The sequence below is a fragment of the Herbaspirillum rhizosphaerae genome, assembly GCF_001189965.1.
Classification (GTDB): Bacteria; Pseudomonadota; Gammaproteobacteria; order Burkholderiales; family Burkholderiaceae_D; genus Herbaspirillum; species Herbaspirillum rhizosphaerae.
The window spans coordinates 1-15,492 of the sequence record NZ_LFLU01000002.1 but is presented as its reverse complement, the minus strand read 5'-3'; the positions used below and the strand labels follow the sequence as shown (position 1 = coordinate 15,492).

Annotated in this window: 14 protein-coding genes; 8 read left to right on the top strand and 6 right to left on the bottom strand. The window is 61.2% G+C overall.

The genetic code is table 11. The annotated features are described in order from the left end of the window. Positions 1-4: 4 nt before the first annotated feature. The 4 genes from AKL25_RS02810 to andAc all read right to left on the bottom strand — a co-directional run bounded on the left by AKL25_RS02810 (position 5) and on the right by andAc (position 4,157). Positions 5-1,183 carry an ABC transporter substrate-binding protein gene (locus tag AKL25_RS02810; RefSeq protein WP_050476143.1) on the bottom strand — a complete coding sequence of 393 codons (1,179 nt, stop codon included), beginning with the start codon at positions 1,181-1,183 and terminating at the stop codon, positions 5-7. Between the two features lie 88 nt (positions 1,184-1,271). Then, positions 1,272-2,342: an anthranilate 1,2-dioxygenase ferredoxin subunit AndAb gene (gene andAb, locus AKL25_RS02805; RefSeq protein WP_050476142.1), complete on the bottom strand. Its 1,071-nt coding sequence runs from the start codon at positions 2,340-2,342 to the stop codon at positions 1,272-1,274. Between the two features lie 8 nt (positions 2,343-2,350). Then, positions 2,351-2,824: an anthranilate 1,2-dioxygenase small subunit AndAd gene (andAd, locus tag AKL25_RS02800; RefSeq protein ID WP_050476141.1), complete on the bottom strand. Its 474-nt coding sequence runs from the start codon at positions 2,822-2,824 to the stop codon at positions 2,351-2,353. A gap of 52 nt (positions 2,825-2,876) precedes the next feature. Continuing rightward, positions 2,877-4,157: an anthranilate 1,2-dioxygenase large subunit AndAc gene (andAc, locus tag AKL25_RS02795; protein WP_050476140.1), complete on the bottom strand. Its 1,281-nt coding sequence runs from the start codon at positions 4,155-4,157 to the stop codon at positions 2,877-2,879. Positions 4,158-4,456: 299 nt separating this feature from the next. Here andAc and AKL25_RS02790 point away from each other — a divergent pair, with 299 nt between their 5' ends. From AKL25_RS02790 to pcaD, 4 genes are all read left to right on the top strand, one after another. Then, the gene (locus AKL25_RS02790; protein WP_050476139.1) at positions 4,457-5,611 is read left to right on the top strand and encodes a muconate/chloromuconate family cycloisomerase; all 1,155 of its coding nucleotides are present in this window, start codon (positions 4,457-4,459) and stop codon (positions 5,609-5,611) included. A gap of 42 nt (positions 5,612-5,653) precedes the next feature. Further along, positions 5,654-5,944 (top strand): muconolactone Delta-isomerase, encoded by a 291-nt coding sequence (gene catC / locus AKL25_RS02785; RefSeq protein WP_050476138.1) that lies wholly within the window; start codon positions 5,654-5,656, stop codon positions 5,942-5,944. 57 nt (positions 5,945-6,001) lie between these two features. Further along, positions 6,002-6,913: a catechol 1,2-dioxygenase gene (gene catA / locus AKL25_RS02780; RefSeq protein ID WP_050476137.1), complete on the top strand. Its 912-nt coding sequence runs from the start codon at positions 6,002-6,004 to the stop codon at positions 6,911-6,913. 88 nt (positions 6,914-7,001) lie between these two features. Further along, entirely contained in the window at positions 7,002-7,772 is a 771-nt protein-coding gene (gene pcaD / locus AKL25_RS02775) for a 3-oxoadipate enol-lactonase (protein ID WP_050476136.1), read from the top strand. An 18-nt stretch (positions 7,773-7,790) separates the two neighbouring features. Here pcaD and AKL25_RS02770 read toward each other — a convergent pair whose 3' ends face one another. Beyond that, positions 7,791-8,705: a LysR family transcriptional regulator gene (locus AKL25_RS02770; RefSeq protein ID WP_050476135.1), complete on the bottom strand. Its 915-nt coding sequence runs from the start codon at positions 8,703-8,705 to the stop codon at positions 7,791-7,793. A gap of 463 nt (positions 8,706-9,168) precedes the next feature. On the opposite strand from AKL25_RS02770, the gene AKL25_RS02765 reads away from it, so the two are divergent. The 3 genes from AKL25_RS02765 to AKL25_RS02755 all read left to right on the top strand — a co-directional run bounded on the left by AKL25_RS02765 (position 9,169) and on the right by AKL25_RS02755 (position 13,115). After that, complete coding sequence (locus AKL25_RS02765; protein ID WP_050476134.1) at positions 9,169-10,179, top strand: AraC family transcriptional regulator; 1,011 nt, start codon at positions 9,169-9,171, stop codon at positions 10,177-10,179. Between the two features lie 257 nt (positions 10,180-10,436). Beyond that, a complete protein-coding gene (locus tag AKL25_RS02760) occupies positions 10,437-11,657 on the top strand; it encodes a methyl-accepting chemotaxis protein (protein ID WP_050476133.1) in 1,221 nt (406 codons plus the stop codon). 363 nt (positions 11,658-12,020) lie between these two features. Next, on the top strand, positions 12,021-13,115 hold the full coding sequence (locus AKL25_RS02755) for a porin (RefSeq protein ID WP_050476594.1): 1,095 nt from the start codon (positions 12,021-12,023) through the stop codon (positions 13,113-13,115). A gap of 71 nt (positions 13,116-13,186) precedes the next feature. Here the strand turns inward: AKL25_RS02755 and AKL25_RS02750 are convergent, their stop codons facing one another. Then, positions 13,187-14,353: a 4-hydroxybenzoate 3-monooxygenase gene (locus tag AKL25_RS02750; RefSeq protein WP_050476132.1), complete on the bottom strand. Its 1,167-nt coding sequence runs from the start codon at positions 14,351-14,353 to the stop codon at positions 13,187-13,189. A gap of 129 nt (positions 14,354-14,482) precedes the next feature. Here AKL25_RS02750 and AKL25_RS02745 point away from each other — a divergent pair, with 129 nt between their 5' ends. Beyond that, positions 14,483-15,403 (top strand): helix-turn-helix domain-containing protein, encoded by a 921-nt coding sequence (locus AKL25_RS02745; protein WP_050476593.1) that lies wholly within the window; start codon positions 14,483-14,485, stop codon positions 15,401-15,403. Positions 15,404-15,492 lie beyond the last annotated feature (89 nt).

Below are 15,492 nucleotides of genomic sequence, written 5' to 3'. Positions count from 1 at the left end.
TCCCTTATTGCATCTTGCATTCGCCGACATAGGCGTCGACGTGATCTGTCATCAGCGTCTGCGTCATGTTGTTGATGTATTTGCCGTCGGCGGCTTTGGTGATCACGCGGGCATATTGATTCTGGATCGGATAGTGGTTGGCTGCAAACTTGAAACCGCCGCGCACCGACTTGAAGTTGGCAGCCTTGATGGCGGCGATCAGCGCTTCACGATTTTCCACCTTGCCGCCGACGGCCTTGACGGCGCTGTCGATCAGCATCGCGGCGTCATACGCCTGCGAGGAATACATCGACGGCTGACGGCCGTATTCCTTGACGAAAGCCGCCACGAATGCACGGTTCTGTTCGTTCGGCAAGTCGGCCGACCATTGACCGGTGTTGGCCACACCCGCGAGCAGGTCGCCATTGGACAGCATCTGCTGGTCGGCATCATAGGCCGGCATCACGCGCACAATCTTGGGATCCATGCCCGCTGCGGCGTATTGCTTGACGAAGTTGACGCCCATGCCGCCCGGCAGGAAGAAATACACGGCGTCGATGTTGGCGGCGCGCAGCTGGGCGATTTCAGTGGCGAAATCCAGCTGGCCGAGTTTGGGAAACAACTCGATCGCCGGTTCCTTTTTCAGAAAGCGCTTGAAGCCGGCCGAGGCATCTTTGCCGGCGGGATAATTCGGCGCGATGACGGCGACGCGCTTGTAACCTTTGTCGGCCATCAGCTTGCCGGCAGCTTCGTGCGTAGCGTCGTTCTGGTAGCTGGCGCTGAAAAAATACGGCGAGCAACCGGCACCGGCGAACTGGGCCGGACCGGCATTGGCGCTGATCACCACGGTCTTGCTGGCGAACGCCGCCGGCGCCACGGCCAGCAAGATATTCGAATACACGAAGCCGGTCAGGATATCGACCTTCTCGCGCTTGAGCAGACGATCCGCACCTTGCTTGGCGGCGTCGGGGCTGAACTGGTCATCCACGGTGATGACTTCGGCGCGCACGCCGCCGAGCTTGCCGCCCAGGGTTTTCAACGCCAGCATGAAGCCGTCGCGTTCGTCGACGCCGGGCGCGCTGGCCGGGCCGCTCAAGGTGGTCAGAAAGCCGATCTTGACGACGTCCGCCGCCTGCGCGCCGACGCTTGCACCTGCCGCCAGCGCCAGTAAGACCGCGCCTGCCATTGTTGTTATTCGATTCATGCCAAAACTCCCCATGGTGGATGAAAGATACGTGGTAAAAATCTGTTTCGCAGACGCGCTTGCACGCAGAACCGTGAATCTTCAACCGTCAATTCCGGCTGTCGGCCTTCGACAAAAATGCATCTGCAAAAAAATCCGTTTCAGGCAAACCGCAACTGCCGGTGAAATCGCGCCGTGCCGATTCGACCACCACCGGCGCACCGCAGGCGTAGACCTGGTATTGCTGCATATCGGGGATGTCTTGCATGACGACCTGATGAACGAAGCCTGTGCGCCCATTCCAGCCGGAGCCGGAGGCGCCGTCCGCTTCGGATAGCACCGGCACGTATTCAAACCACGGCAGGCGCGCCGCCCAGTCGCGGCACAGCGCATCCATGTACAGGTCGGCCTGTCTGCGTCCTCCCCAATACAGACGCATCGGCCGGTTGTTGTTCTTTGCGATTGCCTCTTCGACCAGCGCTTTGATCGGAGCAAATCCCGTGCCACTGGCCAGTAGAATGACAGGGCTCGCGCCATCGCGCAAATAGAAATTGCCGCCCGGTCCTTCGAGCTGCAAAATCTCGCCCTCTTGCAGTCCGCCGAAGACGCGGTCGGTGAACAGACCGCCCGGCAAATGGCGCACATGCAGCTCCAGCATGTCGGGGCTGCCGTCAGCGTGCGTGGCCATCGAATAGCTGCGGCGCTGGCCGTCGGCCAGCAGTACGTCGATGTACTGCCCGGCCTGATAGGCCAGCTCGGCGCCGTCGCAGCGCAGCTGCAGCACCGCCACATCCGGCGCAGCGCGCGTGATGGCGTAAATCGTCGCCTGCATTTTTTGCACTGCGGGAGCGGCCTCTTGCTGCGCGGCGGCGCCCATGCCGATCTCCACTCGCCCTGCCACCACCCGCACCGGAAAACTGCGCACCGCTTCGGTCACCGGCGCACAGCGCGGCGCGCCGCTGCGGATGTCGAACAGTCCCTGATGCAACGGGCACTCGACACAACCGTCCTCGACATAGCCGTCGGACAATTTGGCGTTGCCGTGGGTGCACAGGTCTTTCAGGGCAAACAAATCCTCGCCGAGACGAAACAGCGCCACCGGCTGGCCGCCGGCCACGACGGGCGCCACCTCGCCATCGCCGAAATCATCGGCATTGCCGACATCGAACCAATCGCTCATGACGTTCCTCAGATCGGCGTGGCCAGCAAAGTCGGCACGCGCAGCGTGTCGTAAATCACGCGGCGGCTGGCGTAGCGCCAACCGGCGTCGGTCCTGACCACGCGGTCGAGATAGCGGCCGGCCTGGTACACGAAAGACTCGCCGTTTTGCAGCGTCTGGATCACGACGTAACTCGATTCGGCTTCCACGGTGTTGTCGTCCACCGGCTTGAAGATCAGGCCCGAGGTCATGTGGCGGTAGGTGTGCTCTTCGTAGATGTTGGCGTGGCGCAGCGACAGCACGCGGTCGCGCAGCATCTTCTTGCTGTCGCAATAGATGATGCCGATCGGCAGGCCGGCGTCGGCGTTCTCGCGCGGGACGATCTCGTACAGGCAGTCGTCGGTAAAGAATTCCGGCCAGTCTTCCAGGCGGTCGTTGTCGAGCGCGTGGATATAGTTTTCCTGCAATTGGTGGAGTTCAAACCACAGTGTCATTTTTTCCATCTTGTATGCCTCGCTAATACTCTGAATACTGTGAATGCTTTGTTGTGCGTCGTTATGCTTTTTCGATGCTCTCGAAGCCCATCAGCTTCTGATAGCCGAGCCAGAACTTGCGAATCAGACTCTCGGTAATCAACGTGTCTTCCTGATCGGGGCTGTCTTTCGCCATGTCCATTACCGAGCAATCATTGGGATCACGGGCAGTGCCGCGCTGCACCAGCTCCGTTGCCTCGGTGTCTTCCATGGAGATGTAACCGGCCGGCCCCACCAGGTTGGCCTGCTTGATGCGCAGCGCGCGCAACTCCGGCGTGTCGTCGGCATAGCCGAAGAAATGGAAGATCAGTTCGAAGTTGCCCGGCCCCTTCGGTAGCAACTGGCGCGCCACCAGCGTGTTGTGGATCTGCTGCACCACCAGCTGCGGGAAGATCGGCTGGATGTGGTTGGTGGTCATCTCTTCGTACTCTTTGATCTGGCCGAGCACCGACGGATCTTCCAGCTGGAAGCCTTCATCGAAGGAACGGATCGCCTGTTGCTTGTAGGCGTCCGAAGTTTCGGTTTCGTTCTTGGTCGCCGTGATGATGCTGTGCAGGCCGTGATGCTTGTCGGCGATCGAACGCGCCTTCATGCCCACGCGGAAGATGTTGAACGTGGTGTGGAACAGGTGCAGCAGGCTGGCGTGGTAGGGATCCTTGACGTTTTCCAGATACAGCTTCCAGTTCGACTTGGAGTACTGGCGCGTGCAGCCGAGGTAGACGATGGGCTTGTGGAAGATGCGATCGATCCACGGGCGCATTTCGGCACCGATGTAGTCGGCCAGCGGTTCGACGGTCGCGCTGAAGCTGGCGAACACCAGGCCGCGATAGCTTTCTACGCGCAACTGGCGCAGGCCGTGGCATTTCGGATCGAAATCCTTGGCCATGCCGGCGGCGCCCTTCTGGCCGCGACGGAACGGCACGCCCAGCAGGTTGCCGCGCGTGTCGAAACTCCACTGGTGATAGGCGCAGCTGTGCGAGGTGGCGTTGCCGCGCGGCGTGCGGCAGACGATGGCGCCGCGGTGCGCGCACTTGTTGACCCAGGCCGCGAGCGCGCCGTCTTCGGTGCGCGTGACGACTACCGGCGTGTCGCCGACGAAGGTACTTTTATAGTCGCCGTTGTTGGGGATCTCCGCTTCCAGCGCGAGAAAGCTCCAGGTCTCGCCGCGATAGATGCGCTCCTGCTCAAGGTCGTAGACCTCCTGCGAGCTGAACACTTTATAAGGAGTGCGCGAGCCGTCCGTGCGCGGGAACTGCAGCAATGGGGCGTAGCCTTGCTGCTCAAGCCGGGGTGTATTGTTCATGAAGCGTGTCCTCATTCCTGGGTAAACACCGGGCCATGCCTGACCCAGCAGATGCCCCATCATAGGGAAAGCACTTCCCCCGCAATATCCGCCATTTGCAAGCTTGGGCCCTTACGCTATCCGTTTCTTGCAAGGCGCCGGCAGCGCCGGTTTTATTGCTGCACCGCGGCGCAGCGCCGCAAGCGTTCCGGCTGTGCACGTTATACCCAACAGGTATGCAAGGTATCGAAATCGGTCTTGGACAGCCGCGCCGGTTTGTTCCTATGATTCGGCAAACAACCTGAAACCGGATTTTTATCTTGAGCCTGTCACCCGCCTCCATCGAAACCGTCGACGTCATCCTGCTCGACGTCCCGACCATCCGGCCGCATCGCCTGTCGATGACCACCATGCATCGCCAGACGCTGGTGCTGGTGCGCATTACCGGCAACGACGGCGTGACGGGATGCGGCGAAGCCACCACCATCGGCGGACTGGCCTATGGAGAAGAAAGCCCGGAAAGCATCAAGGTCAACATCGATACCTACATGACGCCACTGCTGACCGGCGCCGACGCCAACCAGGTCGCCGCACGCATGCAGACGCTGAATGACAACGTGCAAGGCAACCGCTTCGCCAAATGTGCGATTGAAACTGCGCTCAGCGATGCGCTGGCAAAGCGGCTCGGCGTGCCGCTCAGCAGCCTGTTCGGCGGCCGTGTGCGTAACTCTCTTCCGATTGCCTGGACCCTGGCCAGCGGCGACACCGCACGCGATATCGACGAAGCGGAAAAAATGCTGTCGCTGCGCCGGCATAACATCTTCAAGCTGAAGATCGGTGCGCGCGCGGTGCGCGACGACGCCGCCCATGTCGCCGCCATCAAGCGCGCCGTCGGCGATCGCGCCAGCGTGCGGGTCGACGTCAACCAGGCCTGGAGCGAAGCCGACGCCATGCTCGGCATGCAGTTGCTGGAACACGCCGGCGTCGATCTGGTGGAGCAACCCATCGCCGCCGGCAATCTCGACGGCCTGCGCCGCCTGCGCGACAAGAACCGGATTCCGCTGATGGCAGACGAAACCCTGCACGGCCCGGTCGACGCCTACAAGGTCGCACAAGGCGGCGCTGCCGACGTCTTTGCGGTAAAGATCACGCAGTCGGGCGGCCTGACCGGCGCCCAGCAGGTCGCCGCCATCGCGACGGCCGCCAGCGTGGATCTGTACGGCGGCACCATGCTCGAAGGCGCGATCGGCACGATGGCCTCGGCGCAATTGTTTTCGACGTTTTCCAACTTGGCGTGGGGCACCGAACTGTTCGGTCCGCTATTGCTGACGGAAGAAATTCTCACCGTGCCGCTGCGCTATCGCGATTTTTCGCTGGAGCTGCCGGACGGGCCCGGCCTTGGCATCACGCTGGACGAAGAGCGCGTGAATTTCCTGCGGCGCGACCGGAAAGCCACGCTGGTGTCGCTGTCCTGAGCGCCGCCCCGACATCACCCATTACACTGAACAGGAGACAATATGCTGTTTAAAGTCACGATGGATGTGCAGCTGCCGCACACCATGCCCAAGGAAACCGCCGATGCGCTCAAGAGCCGCGAGCGCGAGCTGGCGCAGAGTCTGCAGCGCGCCGGAAAATGGCGTCACCTGTGGCGCGTGGTGGGACGCTACGCCAACGTCAGCATCTTCGACGTCGCCAGTTCGACCGAGCTGCACGAGCTGCTGCTGAGCCTGCCGCTGTTTCCCTACATGAAAATCGAAGTCGAGGCGCTGTGCCGCCACCCGTCTTCGATTCACGATGACGAACGCTGAGATCAAGACACCAAGCTGCACCAAGCCAAAAGCCAATCAGAGACGAGAGAGACCAACATGGACAAGAAAACGATAGACGCCGTACTGCAAAAAATCGAAAGCACCGAGACCGGGCAAGGAGACCAGCGTGTCAAAGAGATTGTTAACCGCATTGTGCGCGATCTGTTCCACACGATCGAAGAGCTTGATGTCCAGCCTGAAGAATTTTGGTCTGCCGTTCATTATCTGACCGCTGCCGGACAATCCGGCGAATACGGCCTGATCGCAGCCGGCCTGGGCTTCGAGCATTTCCTCGACCTGCGCATGGATGAGGCGGAAGCGCGCCAGGGCATCGCCGGCGGCACGCCGCGCACCATCGAAGGTCCGCTGTACGTAGCCGGCGCGCCGGAGCAGAAAGGCTTTGCGCGCCTCGACCAGGATGAGCAACCGGGCGAGACGCTGTTCATGCAGGGCCAGGTGCGCGACAAGGACGGCAAGCCGCTGGCGCATGCGCTGGTGGAAGTCTGGCACGCCAATCACCTGGGCAGCTATTCCTTCTTCGATCCGAGCCAGACGCCGTTCAATCTGCGCAGCAGCATCCGCACCGATGCGGAAGGCCGCTACCGTTTGCGCAGTCGCGTACCGGTCGGCTACAGCGTTCCTCCGGGCGGCGCCACCGATCAGTTGCTCAAGAAACTGGGACGCCACGGCACCCGCCCTGCGCACATCCATTTCTTTGTCTCCGCCCCCGGCTATCGCAAGCTGACCACCCAGATCAACATCGCCGGCGATCCATACCTGTGGGACGACTTCGCGTTCGCCACCCGCGAAGGCCTGGTGCCGGAGATGACGCATGTCACCGATCCTGCTGCGATCCGCAAGCAGGAAGTGGATACACCGTTTTACTCCATCGACTTCGACTTCATGCTGCATGCCGAACAGGCGGATTTGCCGAAGGCGGAGATCCAGCGCGATCGCGCCGCGGCATAAGCCGGACGGAAAACACACGATACGACATCAGGCCATGCCCGCGCATGGCCTGATTTGTTTTACATGAAAGCAGCACGCAGGAAAAGCCATGACGACTACGCCCGCAGCACTGATGTCTTATACCCTGGAAGGCCCGCCGGATGCGCCGGTCCTGATGTTCTCCAACTCGCTGGGAACCACCATGTCGCTGTGGGAAAGCCAGGCCCGCGCCTTGCGCGCGCACTACCGGATCTTGCGCTACGACACCCGCGGCCATGGCGAAAGTCCCGGCGCCGCCGATTCCCTGACGCTGGCGCAACTGGGGCAGGACGTGATCGATCTGCTGGACCGGCTCAAACTGGACAAGGTGAATTTCTGCGGTATTTCCATGGGCGGCATCATCGGCTTGTGGCTGGGCATCCATGCAGGTGATCGCCTGCAGCGCCTGATCGTCGCCAATTCCGCTGCGCGCATCGGCGCCGAAGAAGGATGGCGCAGCCGCGCGGCGCAAGTCGCCGGCAATGGCATGGACGGTGTCGCCGACGGCGCCGCCGGACGCTGGTTCACGCCGGAATTCATTGCCCGTGCGCCGGTTCTGGTCGACGCCATGGTGAGCGACCTGCGTCATTGCTCGCCGCGCGGATACGCCGCCTGCTGCACGGCGCTGGCCGTTGCCGATCTGCGCGACCAGGTGTCCCGGATTGAAGCGCCGACCTTGCTGGTCGCCGGGCGTCACGATCCGGTGACGACGGTGGCCGACGCCCGTTTCCTGCAGGACAAAATTGCCGGCGCGGAGTATCTGGAACTGGCGGCTTCGCATTTATCCAATGTTGAAGCGAGCGAGGAATTCACCGCGGGTCTGGAAAGATTCCTGGCCTGAGCACGCCGAACCCGGGCGTCATGGTCCTTGCTCGCGCTCCTGCGGCACGTCCTGCTGCACAATATGCGCTGCGGTCGAACGCAGTTTTTCCAGCAAGACGGAACGGTCGCTGGCGCGGAAGTTCATGATGACGGGCGAGAACACGCCCTTGTTCGCCAGCGGCCGGTACACCACGTCGGCGCGATGCAGACCTTGCACCGAGCGCGGCACCAGGGCCACGCCGACGCCGGCGGCGACCAGGCCGATGGCGGTCTGCATCTCGTTGGCTTCTTTGACGATGGTGGGTTTCAGGCCGCGGCTGGCGAAGATTTCCAGCACCTGGTCGGCATAGCTGGGACGCGGCCGGGCAGGATACAGGATGAACTTCTCTTCGGCGAGCTGGGCCAGCCCGACCTTGGTCTTTTTCAGCAAAGGATGGCCGAGCGGGAAGACCGCCATCAGCGGCTCTTCGATGATGGTTTCGCACACGATGTCGGGATCGTTGATCGGCAAGCGGCCGAAGCCGACGTCGATGCGCCCGGACTTCAGTGCCTCGACCTGCTCCATGGTCATGATTTCGGAGAAGCCGATTTCGATGTCCGGCAACTCGGTGCGAAAGCGTTTGATCAGTTCCGGCAACAGGCCGTACAGCGCCGACGGCACGAAGCCGATATTGAACCAGTGCTGCTGGCCGGTGGCGATGCGGCGCGTGCCTTCCTCGATCTGGTCGAGCCGCGACAATACCTGTACGGTCTGCTCGTAGAAGAATTTTCCGGCCATGGTCAGCGCAATCGGCCGCGATGCGCGATCGATCAGTTCGGCGCCGAGCAGTTCTTCCAGTTGGCGTATCTGCCGGCTCAGCGGCGGCTGGGCGATATGCAGCAATTCGGCCGCCCGGCTGAAACTGAGCGTGCTGGCGACGGCGTTGAAATACTTGAGATGACGAAGTTCCAATATACCTCCGGAGCATACAGGGATGCCGATTTGATATTGTACGTTTTACCGACCCGCGCATAAAATCTAAACGCTGCATGGACAATAACAAGACAGCACAAGACAGTGCAAGGCCGCCGGCGACGTTTTAAAAAATGCCGTACAAGAAAAATCATTCAGGAGACAAGCATGGAAAAAAGCAGCTTTCAGATTCCCCGCACAGGCGCGCACCCGGACGCAAATCCGGTCGGTGCGCCATTCCCGCACAGGGATCCCTCGAAAATCCGGGCATGAAAATTGCTGACAGTTGGCTGATTGCCGATTGATTTTTACGTGATCAGTTGTCGTTGAACACCTGAACCGGCCATCGATCCAATCTTCGTTTCCCGGATCAGGCGCAGAAAATATCGCGCCGGCAATCCGGCAACACCCGGTCTCTATCGTCCTCCCATCCCACTCGGCGGGACATCGTTAAGAGGTTAACATGCAGAACATAAGCCAATCGCTCAGCCTGGCCCCGCTCTATCGACATCGTGTATTCCAGTCGACCAGAAAGGTGGATTGCCACGCTCAGGTCGCCAATGAATTGTCGGAACACGATTTGTTCTGGAAGGGCGACGACGTCGATACGGTGCTCTTCAAGGCGGCGATACGGCAGTTGCAGATCTTCATGCTGAAATACGGCGCCGAGGTGATCGTGCGGCCGCGCCTGTTCAACGGTTTCGCACTGGTCCACATGACCTTGAGCGGCACCGCCGAGATCGAATCCGACGGCCAAAAAGTGTGCATCCCGCAAGGCAAGACGGCGCTGATTGCACCAAAACGGAATTTGCGCCTGTGGTGGCAGGCAGGCTCGGAACAGCTGATCCTGAAGGTGCCGCTGGCCTTGTTTGAAGAACTCAGCGCGCAGGGCCAGCCTGGCCCTGCCAACATGCCGTCGCTGTTCCTGCTGCCGGAGCAAGCGATGCCGCATTGGGATCTACTGATCCAGTCGCTATTGCGCGTACTGGCGCTGCCGGGACAGAACGACGGCCACAGCGAATGGATCAGCCATTTCGAACGCGGCGCCGCGCAATTCCTGTTGTCGCAACTGACCAGCACGTATACCGCCGGTCCGACTGCCGCCGGCATCGCCGCCGACGAATCGGCCGACGGCTTGGTCGGCGCCGGCAAGCTGCAGCGCCTGGACATGCTGGAGAAATACATCCGCACGCGTCTGTGCGCGCCGCTGGCGCTGGCCGATCTGGCCAATGCCGCCGGCGTCAGCGTGCGTGCGCTCAACGCCTTGTGCCATCAACACCATGGCGTGGCGCCGATGGACCTGCTGCGCAACATCCGTCTCGACGCCGCGCGCGAGCGCCTGCTCACGCATCCGGGCGCCAACATCACCGAAACCGCTTTCGAATTCGGCTTCGGCCACCTCGGCCGCTTCTCGGCGTATTACCGTGAACGCTTCGGCGAGTTGCCGAAGCAGACGCGCGGTTGCGTGCGCTGATTTCTTGCGCATCTTCGCTTTGAAAAAATGGCATCGCCGAGATGCCATTTTTTATTTCCGCGCGACTCCCCGCAAGAGCAAGGCAAGAGCAAAAAACGGACAAAGCCTCCCCACGCATCTGCAAACGCCGGATATTTCTTTCCGCGCACTCCTTCTAAGATCAGCGCGACGATACCCCCCTTGTATCGTCCGTGGCGACGAGCGGCGTCATGCCGTCCACGGCAAGGACGCGATCAGACAAGAACGGAAACCACGCGATGCACACTTACTTTCGCAGCATTCAATTCAAGGTCACGCTGGCGTTCCTGCTGGTGACGCTGGTCTTGTCCGGACTGGGAGCCTGCGCCGTTTTCATCACGCATGCGATGGCGGCGGACCTGGCCGGCCTATCCAGCGAGGCGGCTGAAAACGGCCGGCGGCTCGCCGCGCTGATGCTGTGGGTCGCCGTCGCTGGCCTGACCGTCGGCGCAGGCATCGCGCTGATCGCCGCACGCCATCTCATCACGGTGGTCTGCGGCGGCTTGCATCGCCAGACCGGCAAGTTCGGCGAGATGGCGTCGTTCCTCGATTTTTCCAAGCGCTCCGCCAGTCCGCGCAAGGATGAGTTCGGCACCTCGGCGCGCGCCTTTGACGGCTTTCTCCAGCGCGTCGAAGACGTGGTGGTCGAGGTGGTCCACGCCACCACCTCGGTCGCCGCCGCAACACGCGAGATCGCCGCCGGCAACATGGATTTGTCGATCCGCACCGAACAACAGGCCGCCTCGCTGGAGCAGACCGCGCACAGCATGCGGCATCTGACCGAAACCATCCGCAGCAATACCGACAACGCGCTGCGCGCCAACACCCTGGCCGACGACGCCCACGCGCTGGCGCTGTCCGGCAGCAGGTCGATGCAAACCATGAGCGAGACCATCGGCCGACTCGATGCGAGCTCGAAACAGATTTCCGAGATCACCGCGCTGATCGATGGCATCGCTTTCCAGACCAACATCCTGGCGCTCAACGCCGCCGTGGAAGCGGCGCGCGCCGGTGCGCAGGGACGCGGTTTCGCGGTGGTCGCCAGCGAAGTGCGCAATCTGGCGCATCGCTCTTCTGCAGCGGCGAAGGAAATCAAGGTGCTCATCGATGCGTCCGTCGGCATGGTGCAGGACGGCTTGCGCCAGGCGCACGATGTCCGCACCACGGTCGACAAAGTGCAGCAATCGATCAGCGCCGTCTCCGACATCGTCAACGCCATCAGCGCAGGATCGGTGGAACAGCGGCACGGCATTGAAAAAATCGGCGCCGCCATTGCGCAGATGGACCAGAGCACACAACAGAACGCGGCCATGGTGGAACAGGTCGCCGCTGCAGCGCAATCGCTGGAGGAACAGGCGGGGCGGCTGAAATACTCGGTGTCGGCGTTCAAGGTGTCCGATGCGCGCCTGCATCAACTGACGCTGGCGCAGACGCCGGTCGCGCTGCTGACGGCAGCCTGATGTCGTACACCGGTTTTTTCCTTTTTCCTGCACCATAAAAATCACATTTTGCACCGCCATGCATCGGCGCTGAAATCTGCGTAAAAAACGGATACTGGCGCGCCCCCGACGTGCAAGCGGCGGATATTTTTCATCCTCCCGTTTATCTAAGATCGCTTCGACAAGAGACGACATTGCGCAGGCACGCAGCACACAACACGCAGCGCAAAAAAACAGAAATCCTTGCACAACATTGCATCGGCGCATGGAGACGAATATCGCCCGATGCATAGCGGCGGCGCGGCGAACGCGGGCGGCAATGGCCCGCAACGGCATCAGCGGCGCCGACATTAATTCTGCAATTTCATTTAAATGGGGAAGATCATGAACAAGTCAGTCTGCAGCACCCTGGTTCTGCTCGGCGCCGCGTGCTCGCATCAGGCGATGGCGCAAAGCCAGGTAACGATTTACGGCATTATCGACACGGGCGTCGTCTACACCACCAACGCCAATGCCGCCGGCAACTCCGTGATGAAGATGCCGACGCTGACGGCATCGTTTCCGTCGCGCCTCGGCTTCAAGGGCAGCGAGGACCTGGGCGGCGGCCTGCAAGCGATGTTCGTGCTGGAGTCCGGCTTTGCCGTCGACACCGGCGGCATGGGACAAGGCAATCGCCTGTTCGGCCGCCAATCCTTCGTCGGGCTGAAGAACAACTACGGCAGCGTGATGCTGGGCCGCCAGGTCAACATGACTTATCTGGTCACCGCCAAGTCGGACGTCATGGGACCGAACATCTTCTCGATCAGCAGCATCGATTCCTATATCCCGAATGCGCGCAGCGACAACGCCATCGGCTATCTCGGCACCTTCTCGGGCGTCACGGTAGGCGCGACCTACAGCTTCGGCCGCGATACCTCCACTGCCGGCGGCGCCAGCGCGACCGGTTGTGCTGGCGAAGTGGCGGGCAATGCGAAAGCCTGCCGCCAGGTTACCGCGATGCTTGCCTATGACAGCCAAAGCTTTGGCGTGTCGAGCTCCTACGACATCATGTACGGCAATACCGGCGCCGCCAACGGTCTCACCAGCAGCGACAACACGGATCAGCGCGTTACCCTGAACGGCTATGCGATGCTGGGCGACACCAAGATCGGCGGCGGCGTGATAGATCGCAAGACGCGCGCAGCGGCAGCGGTCAACACCAATTCCGATCTGTATTACCTGGGGTTCTCGATGCCGTTCAGCGCGGCGCTGGTGCTGGACGCGCAGGTCGCGCGCCTGAATATCAAGGGATCTGCCAACAAGTCGACGCTGTCGGTTGCGCGCCTGACCTACAACCTCTCCAAACGCACTGCGCTGTACACCTCGCTGGGCTACATGAAGAACGGCGGTACGGCGGCAATCCCTCTGGATGTCGGCGGCACCGTCGGCACCGGCATGAATCAGTTCGGTGTGATGACTGGCGTCCGCCACACCTTCTGATGTTGTGAAGTCCCTCGGTCTTGAGGTGGTGGCGCATGCATGAGCGATCATGCATGCGCCGTTTTTGTTTGCTAGAACGCCCCGACGTAGTTCTCCGCCAGCGCCGTCGACAAGGCGCGCGAGTTGACGACGTTCTCCAGTTCGGCGCGCTGGATCTGCTGCTGGAACGGCGAGGCATCGTCGAAGGTGTGCAACATGCTGGTCATCCACCATGAAAAATACTCCGCGCGCCAGATACGCTTGAGCGCCGTTTCCGAGTACGCATTGAGCTGGTCGCTGCTGCCCTTTTTGTAGAAATCATCCAGCGCGCGCGACAGCAGCTTCACATCGCCGACGGCCAGGTTCATGCCCTTGGCGCCGGTCGGCGGCACGATGTGCGCCGCATCGCCGGCCAGGAACAGGCGGCCGTGCTGCATCGGCGTCGACACGAAACTGCGCATGCCGATGATGCCTTTCTGGAAAATCTTTCCTTCCTTGAGACGCCAGCCGTCGCTGCTTTCCAGCCGCGTGTGCAACTCGTTCCAGATACGGTCGTCGGACCAGTTGTTGACGTCGTCCTTGGGATCGCACTGGAAGTACAGGCGTTGCACCGTCGGCGAGCGCGTGCTCACCAGCGCGAAGCCGCGCTCATGTTGCGCATAGATCAGCTCGTCCGAGGACGGCGCCGACTCCACCAGGATGCCGAACCAGCCGAACGGATAGATGCGCTGATAGTCCAGGCGCACGCCTTCCGGAATCTGCGGGCGCGACACGCCGTGGAAACCGTCGCAGCCGATCACGAAGTCGGCCTGCAATTGCTGCGCCTGCCCGCCGTGCATGAAGCTGACCGATGGTTGCTCCGTCTGCACATCCTTCGGCACGACCTCGCTGACTTCGAACAGCAATTGCCCTTGCGCCGCCAGGCGCGCAGCGACCAGATCCTTGATGACTTCATGCTGGGCGTAGACGGTGATCGCCTTGCCGGTCAGTTCGGTCAGGTCGATGCGATGGCGGCGGCCGCCGAAGGCCAGTTCGATGCCGCGATGCAAGGCGCCTTCCTTGCGCATGCGTTCGCCGACACCGGATTCGGTGAGGATATCCATGGTGCCCTGCTCCAGCACGCCGGCGCGAATGGTCGCTTCGATATCGGCGCGGCTGCGGCTTTCCAGCACGACGGACTCGATGCCTTGCAGATGCAATAAATGGGACAACAGCAAACCGGCGGGGCCGGCGCCGATGATGGCGACTTGGGTACGCATGGCATATCTCCTGTTAGTAATCTTTTTTATATGCCTGCATCGTAGTCCCCGATGCATCGGGAAAGAATGGATGAATCCGAAAATTACTTGTACTATTTTGACACTCACAATTCTCCCAACGGTGTCGGCATGGCAACCAGGAAGTCCGCAACACGCGCAAGCGAGGTCCCTCAGTTCTCTCTCTACGGCGAGGCTGTACGTGCCGAGGGCGCCGAGTTCGTCCACATCGAACTGATCGAAACGCGCAGCCGCATCCACGACTGGCATATCGCGCGGCATACGCATCGCGGCCTTTTTCAGGTACTTTTTTTAATGTCAGGCCATGTGCGCGCCGAGGTCGAGGACGAGGTATGGGAGCGTGACGGCCCGGTGGTCATCACCTTGCACCCCTCGGTCGAGCATGGTTTCGACTTCTCGGAAGAAGCGGTCGGTTTCGTGTTGACGGTGGATCAGAACGTGGTGTTTTCGGTCGGCGAGCGCAAAGATGCCGGTTTGCACAGCGACATTTTTTCGGCGCTGTTTTTGCAACCGCTGGCGATCGACCTGTCGGGCGTGCCGGAAATCCGCGAGCGCATCGAAGCCATCCTGCGCCATCTGATCGCCGAATCCGCATGGCCGCTGTTCGGCCACACGCTGATGCTGGAATGGCTGGCGCGCAGCGTGCTGCTGCTGCTGGTGCGGCTGGATGCGGATCATCGTTCTGCGGATTTGTCGGGGCGCAACGACTTTGAACTGTTCAGCCGCTTTCGCACGCTGGTGGAGACGCATTACAAGGAACAGTGGCTGGTCGGCGCGTATGCGGATCAGTTGCATGTGACGCCGAGCCGTCTGAATCGGCTGTGCCTGAAGCTGGCGGGGCAGTCGGCGTTCGATATGACGCAGCATCGGCTGATGCTGGAGGCTTGCCGCAAGCTGACGTATGTGCCGTCCAGTGTGGCGACGATTGCTTATGAGCTGGGGTTTCAGGATCCGGCTTATTTCAGTCGCTTGTTCAAGCGGCAGGTGGGGGTGTCGCCTAAGGAGTTTCGGAGGGAGAGTATGGGGGGGTGATTGGTTTTTTGTTTTGTGTTTTGCTTTGTGTTTTGTTCCGACTTGCCTTCTGTTGGTAGTTTGTATCGTTTGTTCTTCGGACGACCGTG